10 protein-coding genes and 1 pseudogene are annotated in these 12,146 nt (G+C 40.6%); all 11 read right to left on the bottom strand.

What is annotated here, in order from left to right:
* Window positions 1–20: 20 nt before the first annotated feature.
* Window positions 21–356, bottom strand: a complete 336-nt coding sequence (locus IPMB12_RS03755) for a transcriptional antiterminator (protein WP_166915091.1) — start codon at window positions 354–356, stop codon at window positions 21–23.
* Window positions 357–746: 390 nt separating this feature from the next.
* The gene (ribD, locus tag IPMB12_RS03750; protein ID WP_166917680.1) at window positions 747–1,838 is read right to left on the bottom strand and encodes a bifunctional diaminohydroxyphosphoribosylaminopyrimidine deaminase/5-amino-6-(5-phosphoribosylamino)uracil reductase RibD; all 1,092 of its coding nucleotides are present in this window, start codon (window positions 1,836–1,838) and stop codon (window positions 747–749) included.
* 63 nt (window positions 1,839–1,901) lie between these two features.
* Window positions 1,902–2,351, bottom strand: a complete 450-nt coding sequence (gene nrdR, locus IPMB12_RS03745; protein WP_166915089.1) for a transcriptional regulator NrdR — start codon at window positions 2,349–2,351, stop codon at window positions 1,902–1,904.
* Window positions 2,352–2,478: 127 nt separating this feature from the next.
* The gene (locus IPMB12_RS03740) at window positions 2,479–2,715 is read right to left on the bottom strand and encodes a FeoC-like transcriptional regulator (protein WP_166915086.1); all 237 of its coding nucleotides are present in this window, start codon (window positions 2,713–2,715) and stop codon (window positions 2,479–2,481) included.
* Window positions 2,716–2,805: 90 nt separating this feature from the next.
* Window positions 2,806–5,148 (bottom strand): Fe(2+) transporter permease subunit FeoB, encoded by a 2,343-nt coding sequence (feoB, locus tag IPMB12_RS03735; protein WP_166915084.1) that lies wholly within the window; start codon window positions 5,146–5,148, stop codon window positions 2,806–2,808.
* Window positions 5,145–5,387 carry a FeoA family protein gene (locus IPMB12_RS03730; RefSeq protein ID WP_166915082.1) on the bottom strand — a complete coding sequence of 81 codons (243 nt, stop codon included), beginning with the start codon at window positions 5,385–5,387 and terminating at the stop codon, window positions 5,145–5,147. The genes feoB and IPMB12_RS03730 overlap by 4 nt, the downstream gene beginning before the upstream one ends.
* 198 nt (window positions 5,388–5,585) lie before the next feature.
* Window positions 5,586–8,321: pseudogene (gene glnE, locus IPMB12_RS03725) on the bottom strand (bifunctional [glutamate--ammonia ligase]-adenylyl-L-tyrosine phosphorylase/[glutamate--ammonia-ligase] adenylyltransferase); the annotation flags it as partial.
* 159 nt (window positions 8,322–8,480) lie between these two features.
* The gene (locus IPMB12_RS03720; RefSeq protein ID WP_166915078.1) at window positions 8,481–9,449 is read right to left on the bottom strand and encodes a CYTH domain-containing protein; all 969 of its coding nucleotides are present in this window, start codon (window positions 9,447–9,449) and stop codon (window positions 8,481–8,483) included.
* A gap of 163 nt (window positions 9,450–9,612) precedes the next feature.
* Window positions 9,613–10,866: a serine hydroxymethyltransferase gene (gene glyA / locus IPMB12_RS03715; RefSeq protein WP_166915076.1), complete on the bottom strand. Its 1,254-nt coding sequence runs from the start codon at window positions 10,864–10,866 to the stop codon at window positions 9,613–9,615.
* A gap of 243 nt (window positions 10,867–11,109) precedes the next feature.
* Window positions 11,110–11,874 (bottom strand): TSUP family transporter, encoded by a 765-nt coding sequence (locus IPMB12_RS03710; protein ID WP_166915073.1) that lies wholly within the window; start codon window positions 11,872–11,874, stop codon window positions 11,110–11,112.
* Between the two features lie 56 nt (window positions 11,875–11,930).
* Window positions 11,931–12,146 carry a hypothetical protein gene (locus IPMB12_RS03705; protein WP_166915071.1) on the bottom strand — a complete coding sequence of 72 codons (216 nt, stop codon included), beginning with the start codon at window positions 12,144–12,146 and terminating at the stop codon, window positions 11,931–11,933.

Below are 12,146 nucleotides of genomic sequence, written 5' to 3'. Positions count from 1 at the left end.
CCTCTAAATCAAACAACAAATTATTCTTCATTTGCGCGCGCGACTTCATAATGCACGGCAAGTAAATATGCTTCTTCTACCGGTAAGGTATCAAATAACTCAACTGTTTTACGAGCAAGTGCCATTGACTCTTCCGATAATTCATCAAACATCTCTGGATCTACTTCTGGTAATTTCTCAAGTGTCTTAGCACGACTAACCATAGCTTTAACGTGAGAAAGTAACATTGCTTTTTGTACTTCGTTTTGGGTAACGCCGGCTTCTTTAAACCATTCGTTAATGATCTCGATCGTCTGATCAGTCACAACTTCCGGATTTAAATCATCAGCAATCATTTTGAATTTGGCCTGACTCATGATTGAATTTTAAACTCCATAATTAGAATTACTCTTCCGATAGCGTAACCCTAAAATATTTGACTGACTATGTGTAGTCGGACTTTTTCCAGATGAAAGTGGAAAAAATAAATATTAAGATTAACTTTTTGATTATTAAAAACAAAATAAATGAAAAAGTATTTTTAACGAAAAAAATAACAGACAGAAATTGCGAACTGGATCACAAAATTAATTGCAACAGAGTATTAGAAAGATAAAAAAGAATAGGTTTTACCGATAAAAATAGGTTATCTCGATTTGAATGACAAAAAAAAGATAATTTCTTATAAAATCAATGAGTTAGCCCTATAACCACAAAAAAATATAACCCATTGATTTATTTAAAATTTTTATGAGTAAATAAACCTGTTATCCCTTTCGTGTTAATGTCAGGCGAACATCGTCTCCAATCTGTTTTAAGTCAGTAAAAGAGAACTGTGGCGCCTGACTAAGCTGTGTGAGATGAGGTAATAAACAGAGATCCCGGGCATTATGACCAAGTAGCTTTGGTGCCAGATACACAATCAGTTCATCAACAAGATTCTGTTCAACCAAAGCACCGGCTAAACTGGCACCCGCCTCTACAAATACTGTGTTAATCTGCTTTTCAGCTAGTATCTGCATTAAGTGAGATAGATTAATTTGTGTATCAGGGGAATCTTCTACAATCAGCTTTACATTATCCGGAAGTGTTAAATTAGCAGCAGATTTGCGCACCAGCCAGGTCTCGCCGTCTTGTTTAAAGACTTTCTCATTCAGCGTTAAACGATTTTGACTATCAAGAATTACACGTACTGGCTGACGAACTTCGCCCAGCGGATAAGTCGCTTTTAACATCTGCGGGAAATCATCAAGACGGACAGTCAGACTGGGATCATCAGCAAGTACTGTTGCACTGGTACTTAAAATAACTGAGCTTTGGGCACGCAGCACCTGTACATCTTGTCTGGCAACGGCAGAAGTAATCCACTTACTTTCACCTGAAGCCATAGCCGTTTTACCATCCAGTGAAGCAGCCATTTTTAGCTGTACATAAGGTAATCCGGTGCGCATACGCTTTAAAAAACCGGTATTAATTTTTTCTGCTTCATTCTCAAGCACCCCACATACCACCTCAATACCTGCAGCTTGTAAAATGGCGATACCTTTACCGGCAACCTGAGGATTGGGATCTTGCATCGCAATCACAACACGTTTTACGTTAGCCTCTACCAGAGCATTGGCACAAGGAGGCGTACGTCCAAAGTGGCTGCAAGGCTCAAGCGTCACATAAACAGTAGTTCCTCTGGCTGCTTTACCCACCATTTTAAGAGCATGGACTTCTGCGTGCGGGCTACCTGCCTGGTGATGAAAGCCTTCACCAATAATTTGATTGTTTTTATTTACAATCACGCAGCCGACGTTCGGGTTAGGCGTGGTCGTAAAACTACCTTGTTTTGCAACTTCGATGGCTCTGCGCATAAATGCCAGATCAAGAGCGTGTTGATCCAATCTGTTCACCTTAAACTCATCACTCTACAGAAATTAATCCTGTAATTTAGCAATTTCCTTACTAAATTGTTCGATATCATCAAAACTGAAGTAGACAGAAGCAAAACGAATATAGGCAATTTTATCTAAACGTTTCAGCTCTTCCATCACAAAATTACCAATTTGTTTGGCAGGAATCTCACGCTCGCCAGTAGCACGAATCTTAGATTTGATATAACTGATAGATGCTTCAATATCATCTGTACTCACCGGACGTTTTTCCAGTGCTTTTTGCATCCCATGGCGGAGCTTCTCTTCATTAAAAGGCTCCCGGATATTACTGCTTTTGATCACGCCAGGCATAATAAGTTCTGCAACTTCAAATGTCGTGAATCGTTCGTTACACTCAGTACATTGACGACGACGACGCACTTGTAATCCATCACCGACTAAACGGGAATCGATCACCTTGGTATCATCAGCATGGCAAAATGGACAGTGCATAATATCTCCATAACGTGAAAATTCTGATTTTAGCTGCTTAACCCAGCAAAAGACCAGTTTAACGGGATATTTCAGAGAAGAAAAGAAGATGTTGCTTATTGCAGAAAATTTGTTTTGCTGATAAAAATTAAGATTGCCAGATATAGAGCTGTTTTGTACTGTCATCACATTCAAAACAATCACTACATTTACCAGTACTGCAAGACGTTTGATCCAGAACAACTAAAGAGACACGTCCCTTTTTCACCCAAAACTCCATCATATGCTGCATAGCACTTTCTTGTATTTTGAAATGACGAGAGAGATCCTGTAGTGTTGCTCGTCCAACAAGTTGTACGTAATCACGTACATCGGTCATTAACATATTACCACCTCCTGCGAGGTAATAAGGTTCACTATTTAGACATCAATAGTGAACCTTTAATATCAGATGTTCTAATTATAAATCAAATCGTTAACTGCAACAATCTTTACCACAATCAGCAGGTTTCTTCATTTGAATATTAAATGATGATGAGCGCCCCATCACTTTTAATACCGCAAATATCACCACTGAAATAACCGCTACAATAATTAACCAACTAGTCGCTGCACTTGAAGTACCAAGGAGCGTATACTGATAATAAGCGGTGGCAAATAACCAGCCTAAAGCAAACGTCCAAAGCGCCACAAAGACAGTCCATTTTAATCCTGCTTCACGGTATACTGAACCAAGTGCAGCTGCACATGGAGTATAGAGTAAAATAAAGATTAAGTAGGCCATCGCAGCAGTTGAAGTCCCAAATGATTCTTCAATTTTTGTTACAGCACTTGAGCTCACTTCTAAGTCTTCAGTTAGCGTATCAATATCTTCATCAACTGCACCAAGTCCAAGCGGGTCACCAAAGGCTTCTGTTAAACCTAAAAGATTTTCCGGAATAGTCTCAAATGCTTCAGTCACACCCGCCCAGAAGTCAAATTCTGCTTCAATAACATTACCATTTTCATCGACTTCAGCTCCCTCTTCTTCCATTGAATATAAAGAGTTAAGCGTTGCAATAACCGCTTCTTTAGCAAAGATACCAGTGAAGATACCAACAGTTGCCGGCCAGTTGTTTTCAGTCACACCCATCGGTTCAAATACCGGAGTAATTTTTTGGCTGGCAACAGAAAGTACAGAGCCTTCGGAATCACTATTACCAAATGAACCATCAGTACCCAATGAATTAAGTACACTTAAAACGGTTACCATGATAACGATCGCTTTACCTGCTCTGAAAATAAAGCTTTTTAAACGTGACCAGGTTAAATGCAACATACTACGAATCGTTGGAATACGATAAGACGGCATCTCCATAATAAATGGCGTTGCTTTACCCGGAAGTAGAGTAAACTTCAGGACTAAACCGGTTAAAATTGCTGCTGCAATACCAAGTAAATACAGAATAAACACCACAGAAGACGGATTATCAGAGAAGAAAATCACTGCAAATAAAGCATAAACCGGTAAACGTGCACCACATGACATAAACGGAATCATACAGATCGACATTAATCGATCACGTGCCGTATCAAGCGTACGGGTTCCCATAATAGCCGGTACACCGCAACCAAAACCAACCAACATCGGTACAAATGCTTTGCCCGGCAGACCAATTGTTCTCATGGCACGGTCAACCACCATCGCCGCACGAGCAAGGTAACCAGAGTCCTCAAGGAATGACAGACAAAAGAACATTGCAGCAATAACCGGAATAAAGGTTGCAACAGTTTGAATACCCGAACCAATACCGTCAGCTAAAATAACAATTAACCAGTCCGGTGCACCTACGTTTTCAAGCACATGAGCTACACCATCAACAAAGATAGTGGCAAACAAGACATCAAAGAAATCAATAAATACTGAACCAAAGTTTACTGCTACAATAAACATCAGGTACATTACAAACAAGAAGAACGGGATTCCGGTAATACGACCAAGAGCCAGTTTATCTAACTTGTCAGATAAAGAGGCACTTGCTTCTCTTGGCTTTTCAATAACCAGTTTAGTCACCTGATCTATTGCATCATAACGAGCACTGGCAATAGCCACGTCCATCTCATTATCGCACCAGCCAGCAAGCTCTGCCCGACACCTCGTCAAAATTTTCACATCTTCAACAGTCAGGGATAAACCTGAATCATCCAGTAAAGCTTCAATTAACTCCCAACGGCTAAGCTTATGCAGCAAACTATCTGTTGCAGCCTGACTCAACATATTTTGTAAAGTCACTTCTTGTTGTTCACCAAGAGTTGATATTTTTGGCTGAGGAGTAACCGGATTTGCGGCCATCTCTTCAATTGCCTGATAAAGCTCGTTTAAACCTACTTTTTTAACGGCAGAAATACTGACTACCGGACAACCTAACTGTTCAGATAAGGCATCAATATTGATCGTTTCCCCCATATCCTGTACAGCATCGATCATGTTTAAGACTACGATCATCGGGCGATTCAAATCAAGTAACTGGAAAGTCAGATATAAACTGCGTTGCAGGTTAGTTGCATCCAAAATATTAACAATAATATGATTCTCATCACTGACAGCAAACTCTCTGGCAATCATTTCGTCCTGAGAGACATTGGTATCCAGACTTTCAATCGCATAAGTACCAGGTAAATCAACAATATCGTACTCACGGCCATTGTGAACTAATATCCCGGTCTTCTTCTCAACTGTCACACCTGGCCAGTTACCCACACGCTGGTGCGAACCCGTTAAGGCATTAAATAATGTAGTTTTACCACTATTTGGGTTACCAATGAGTGAAATATTCATTCTTTCACCTCCATCACCCCAATCGCTGCAGCTTCATTACGACGTAAGCATAAATTAAAGCCACGAGTTTTGATCTCCAGCGGATCACCAAGTGGCGCGACACGAATAACCGAAACTTTACAACCGGGAGTAATACCCATCGCTAATAATTTACGACGAAAAGGACGTGATTCAGGCATTAGCTTAGTAATAACAGCTTCCTGTCCAAATGGTAGCTTGTCCAGAGTTAACGCAGACATAATTGATATACCTCAGGCTAGCGGAGTAAGAATAGTAATGATAATAGTTATCAATTCTATGGTAACGGCAAATAAAAGTGAAGCGATATACACAATAAACCTAAAAATAATAGGGATTAATAATTATTAGATATTAATAGCACTACTTTAATTGGTATATACCTTGAAAATAGTGATGAACGAGAAAAATGGTGTCTGTTAAGACAACCATTTTTGCCAGCTGTTTTGTACGATCTGTCGCTGATTAGCAAATAACTGCTCTGAAACGACACTTGAATGGAGTTGCAACGATTGACGGTGAATCTCATCCCGCATTTCAATATAGGCACTTGTGAGTTCTTGAGCTTCCTGCTCTGACATAATCCGATATTTGGCCATCAGTTCTAAAATACGCACATTATCCGACCAGAAAGTAAGTTTTGGTTGCTGATGAGCATAATTAAGTACCAGATACTGAGAGATAAACTCAATATCACCAATACCACCAGAATCCACTTTAATATCAAACTGCTGTTCTGTTTTACTGCCTAAATGAGAGCGCATCTTCTCACGCATATTTTTTACTTCTGTTTTTAAAGCTGACTCATCCCTTTGCTGGCATAACACTTCATGACGAACCTGCTCAAATTGCTGTTTAAGAACGGGTTCGCCATAAACTGCTCTGGCCCGAACAAGGGCCTGATGTTCCCATGTCCATGCTTCACTGCGCTGGTAATCGGCAAATGCTTCCAGCGAACAGGCCAGCAAACCGGAATCGCCCTGAGGACGTAAGCGTACATCAACTTCATATAGCACACCTGAATTGGTATTTAAGCTAAACAAGTGAATAATCCGCTGCACTAAACGTTGATAAAACTGCCGGCTGTCAATTGATCGTTCGCCTTTGGTAACACTATTAGCCGGGCAATTATGTAAAAAGACTAAATCTAAATCAGAACTATAACCCAGCTCCCAGCCACCGAGCTTACCATAGCCAATCACCACAAAACCTTTACTCTCATCATCGGGTAAATAATCAGGACGACCATAGCGTTGTAACATTTGATTCCACGCCAGTTGTACCACAGAATCGATCATGGCCTCCCCAAGATAAGTGAGCTGATCACTCACTTTCATAATCGGCAGAACACCGGCAATATCGGCAGCAGAAATATGCAGCAACTTCATCTGTTTAAACTGGCGCAGTGCTTCCAGCTGCTGTTCTTCATCATCAGTCTGGATTCTCAGCAAATATTGGTATAGCTCGCTTTTATAACTGTCCAACGTACCGATATTATAATTACCATTAATATCGATTAATTCATCAAGCAGTAAAGGATGGCGGGCAATTTGTTCACTGATCATCGGTGACGCAGCACATAACCTGACCAGCTGTTTTAATGCTACCGGATATTCCACCAACAGCTCTAAATAAGTAGTACGGCTGACAATGCGCAGCAGTAATGAAATCAATCGCGGTAAGACCACAGCCACATCATAATGCTGGCAAACATTAGCCAATAGATATGGCATTAACTGATCAAGAACATCCCGCCCTCTCACACCGATTGTTCGTTTACCAATATCAGATCTAAATTGCATGAGTAGCTGACAAAGTTTATCTGCTACTTCTTCTGGCATATCAGGCAATATACTTTGTACATCTGCCACAGTAATATGATCAACCCACAGGTCATCAAATTTTTTACAGGCTTCCTGCTGCTCATCGGTAGCGTCATTTTCACCAATCAGTTCATTAAAGATAACACGATTATCCTGCATTTTTTGTTGCAGCTCGGCAAATAGCGCTGTCCAGTCAGTAAATCCCATACCAAGTGCCAAACGCTCCTGATTCAAAGGATCTTCTGGCAGAGTCTGAGTTTGCTCATCGTTAATAGCTTGCAATAGATTTTCCAGACGACGCAGGAACAGATAGTTATCCTGCAGAGTTTTTACATCTTCTGCTGATAGCAGCTCTAAATCACGAATAACTGCCAGAGCAGTTAACAGAGAACGGGTTTGTAAAGCTTTTTCCCTCCCACCGCGGATAAGCTGAAAGACTTGTACAATAAACTCAATTTCACGAATACCACCGGCACCAAGCTTAATATTATTTTTTAAACCCCGGCGACGTACTTCCCGCTCGATCATGCCTTTCATATTACGAAGTGACTGCAACACACTAAAATCTATATAACGACGGAACACAAATGGACGCAGCATCTTATACAACGCCTGAGCATAAGCACTTTTATCATCACCTAGCACTCTGGCTTTAACCATCGCGTAACGTTCCCAGTCACGACCCTGTTCCTGATAATAATCTTCTATCGCCGAAAAGCTCAGTACTAAAGGACCACCATCACCTAAAGGACGCAGTCGCATGTCCACCCGATAGACAAAACCATCTACGGTAATTTGATCTAAGGCTTTAATCAAACGCTGTCCAAGCCTTGTAAAGAACATAGCATTATCCAGCTCTCTGCGCCCACCTAGGGTTGAGCCATGTTCAGGAAAGGTAAAAATCAGATCGATATCAGAGGAGAAATTCAGCTCACCACCCCCCAGTTTCCCCATACCTAGGATAAGCAAAGGCTGCTTTTGGCCTTTACTGTCATAAGGCGTACCAAAATCGCGGCAACATTGATCATATAGCCAGTTTCTGGCGGCAATAATTAACACTTCTGCCAGCACACTTAGTTGCTTCAGTGTTTGTTCTGCCGAACTTGTATTAGTAATCTGTGACCAGCCAATACGTACCAGTATTTTACGACGAAACTGACGCAGCACCTGCATAAGTTTCTGTTCATCAAAAATATCTGACATTATTTCTGTCAGCCAGAGTGAATAATGTTGCCACTCATCAGGTTCAACACCTGAGCTTTGCAACTCATTCAGCCAGCCAGGGAACAACTTTATCGAGTCAGTAATAAAATCACTTTGTGCCAGAATCGTTAAAGAGGTGTTGTCAGGCCTAATACCTAATGGTTGAAATTGATTAAGAATAAGTTCTTTCTTATTATCTATCAAAGACATAAAAACCTCTTTTAATAAAATATTACAACAAAATATCTGGCAAATTCTGGCGATTATAACAAAGGGATGACTGACCAGCTATGACGCTTTTGATAAATCAAACACTGATTTAGTCAGATAAAGTTTAAGCGCAGAACTGTTTGGTGAATAAGCCAGTTGCTCCACACTCTCAGCTTGCTCAATCCAGTCAATTGCAGAGATTAGCGGCACACACTGTACTGCTGGATTCAAATGACTAAGCTGAGGAACTATTGTTTGTAATTGAGCAACCAGTTCTAGCAAGGTTTGTGACAATAATGAAAGTTGATTATTTTCCAGAGCAAACTCTTCATTATTTTGCCAGACAGCCACAATAGTTTGCAGATGACTGAGCCATTGTTGGCTAGTCGGGATAAACGATGGTAGCTGAGGCAGTACCTGCATAGTTAACACTTTATTGGCGACTAAACGATAACCTCTGGCAGCTTTACTTTGTGCAGCAAGGCGAACACCCAGTGGACAAAGCTGAATTGCGAACTCAAACAGATCCTGTTCATTGCCATATTTAAGTTCCAGCTCAAGTTCTTTGATTGGCATCGCGTTATGAGCTGTTGCCACCTCCCCTCTATCCAGTGCCACTTCTATTTCACTATCATTAAACTGCACCAGCCAGATATGACGCTGAAAATGTGTGGTAAATAACGCAGTCAGAGCCTGCTGTAATTTTACTAAATCAGTACCATCAGGAAAGGCCGCCATAGGCAAACGGGAAATATCTAACTCACTGGTTGAAACTGCATTAAATTCTTGCCGTTGATGCAAACCACCAATAGACTGCCCTTCCCGCTTCATAGTGATTTCATAGCTGAGCTTGTTCGTACTTTCACCGAATCCTCTTAAACGTAAACCACAACCGTGAGAGCGTAAATAGAGATCTTTCGTCTCATAATAGGTATTTAGCAGATAGAGGGATTGTTCTTGTTTGACCGGATACTGAGCAAAAAAAGCAGGTAACTTGTGAATAACGGCATCAGTAACACTAAATTTGAGTTCGATTTCAACCGACATGTTCTGTCTCGTAATAAGGTTAATTACACATACTATAGCACATCATAAAAGTGCTAGTCATCGTTACAAATCACCTGTCTCAAGATCAGAAAATATCAGGTGGAGGTATATTTCAGACATAAAAAATGGCGGATTAACCGCCATCTTATCAATTTAAATGCTATTAACCATAAACCGGGAAACGACGACAGATATCCAGCACCTTTTTCTTAGTTGCATCAATCACTGATTCATCTTTGATATGGTCAAGCACGTCACAAATCCAGCCTGCCAATTCTTTCGCTTCAGCTTCTTTAAAGCCACGACGAGTGATAGCCGGTGAACCAATACGCACACCAGAGGTAATGAACGGACTTTGTGGATCATTTGGTACGCTATTTTTGTTGACGGTGATATTAGCACGACCAAGTGCTGCATCAGCTTCTTTACCGGTAATCCCTTTATCAACTAAATTCACTAAAAATAAATGGTTATCTGTACCACCAGACACAATTTTATAACCGCGCTGAATAAGCACTTCTACCATCGCTTTAGCGTTTTTAACCACTTGTTGTTGGTAAGTTTTATAAGCGGGTTCCATCGCTTCTTTTAGTGCGACAGCTTTACCCGCAATAACGTGCATTAATGGTCCACCTTGTGCACCCGGGAAGACTGCTGAGTTAAACTTCTTATATAACTCTTCACTGCCGCCTTTAGCGAGGATGATACCACCACGTGGACCACCTAAAGTTTTATGTGTCGTCGTTGTTACAACATGCGCATGAGGAACCGGGTTTGGATACACACCAGCAGCGACAAGACCAGCCACGTGCGCCATATCCACAAATAGATAAGCACCAATGCTGTCAGCAATTTCACGCATCTTCGCCCAGTCAACTACACCAGAATAAGCGGAGAAACCACCGATAATCATTTTTGGTTGATGTTTTTTAGCTTGCTGCGCAATATCGTTATAGTCAATATGACCACGATCATCTAAACCATAAGGAACGATATTATAAAGTTTACCCGAAAAGTTAACCGGAGAGCCATGAGTTAAGTGTCCACCTTGTGCCAGATTCATGCCAAGAACGGTATCACCTGGTTGTAATAATGCAGTGTAAACAGCGAAGTTTGCCTGAGAACCTGAGTGCGGTTGCACGTTAGCATAATCTGCACCGAATAATTCTTTAGCGCGGTCAATCGCCAGTTGTTCTACGATATCAACGTATTCACAACCGCCGTAGTAACGTTTACCCGGATAACCTTCTGCATATTTATTGGTAAGTTGGGAACCTTGTGCTTGCATAACGCGAGGGCTGGTATAGTTTTCTGAAGCAATCAATTCAATATGTTCTTCCTGACGCTTTGCTTCACCTTCAATTGCATTCCATAAATCAACATCATAATCGGCAATACTCATATCTTTTTTAAACATTTTTGCTCCTCATGCACACACATTATTATCGAATTTAACCGCTTTATATCCTACTAAATTAGTCAGTTATTTCAAGCGATATCTATATAATATTTAATCTAAAATAATAACAGCCTATAATTCATTACTTTATACATAATATTCAATTTAATATAGATAAAGATATCTATTAATATTTTCAGAAAATAAGCAATATTAATACTAACTAGCAATAATAAGATATTGAGTAAACGATGAGAACTGTCAGAAGTAGTTCTCATAAATGAGCTTAATACTCATAATAGTAGATACAATAATCAGCATCGGGCGAATCAGTTTTTTACCTTTTGACAAGACCATTTTAGCCCCTAGTCTGGCACCGATAAACTGCCCGGTCAGCATAACCAGACCAACCGTCCAAAGCACTTTACCACCAACGATAAAAAACAGCAGCGCTGCCAGATTGGACGTAAAGTTAAGTACTTTAGCGTGAGCAGTTGCTTTAGCCAGGTTAAACCCGGCAATAGTTACATAAGCCAGTGCATAGAAAGAGCCTGCACCGGGGCCAAAAAAGCCATCATAAAAACCAATCAGCATGGCGCAGAAAATCGCAAAATGCGTTTCTGACAAACGACGATGTTTATCTTTCTCACCCAAAGTTGGGGTTAATAAAAAATAGAGACCAACACAAATGGTTAACACAGGTAATAGCAAGCGCAGAAAATCAGCCTGCAGGAAAAGAATTAACAGCGTACCGGCACTAGCACCAAGAAAGGTTAATAAAATAGAGAGTCGTTGTTCTTTAAGGCTTACCGCACGTTTTTGTACAAAGTACAGACTGGCAGAAAATGAACCACCACAACTTTGTAATTTATTCGTCGCCAGTGCCTGTGCAGGAGGAAGTCCAACAGCCAGCAGCACTGGTAGAGTTAACAGTCCGCCGCCGCCCGCGATAGCATCGATAAAACCGGCTAAAATAGCCACACAAAAGAGGATCGCAACTAATTCATAACCAATGGCCATATCCATGGACTACCTGCTTATTGAACTCAATAATTTTAGAATTAACGATTTTAAAAACACGCCTAAATGAGAAAGAATACGCCTGAATAGCGCCCTTTAGCAAAAAAGAACATACAAATCAGAATAATAGCAGCCAGTATAATCCTAAACTTCTGATTACCAAACAAACGGCTAATGCTGCGATTCAGATATTTTCTATCGACGATCACCATCACATAGATTAGTACGATAAGAAATATCGCAACAAATAAACCGTCATATCTCGCTGCGTTCATCAT

This window comes from Zophobihabitans entericus (genome assembly GCF_011745665.1).
Lineage (GTDB): Bacteria > Pseudomonadota > Gammaproteobacteria > Enterobacterales > Orbaceae > Zophobihabitans > Zophobihabitans entericus.
Note: the sequence above shows the minus strand (reverse complement) of the source record. Positions and strands in the feature narration are given on the sequence as shown.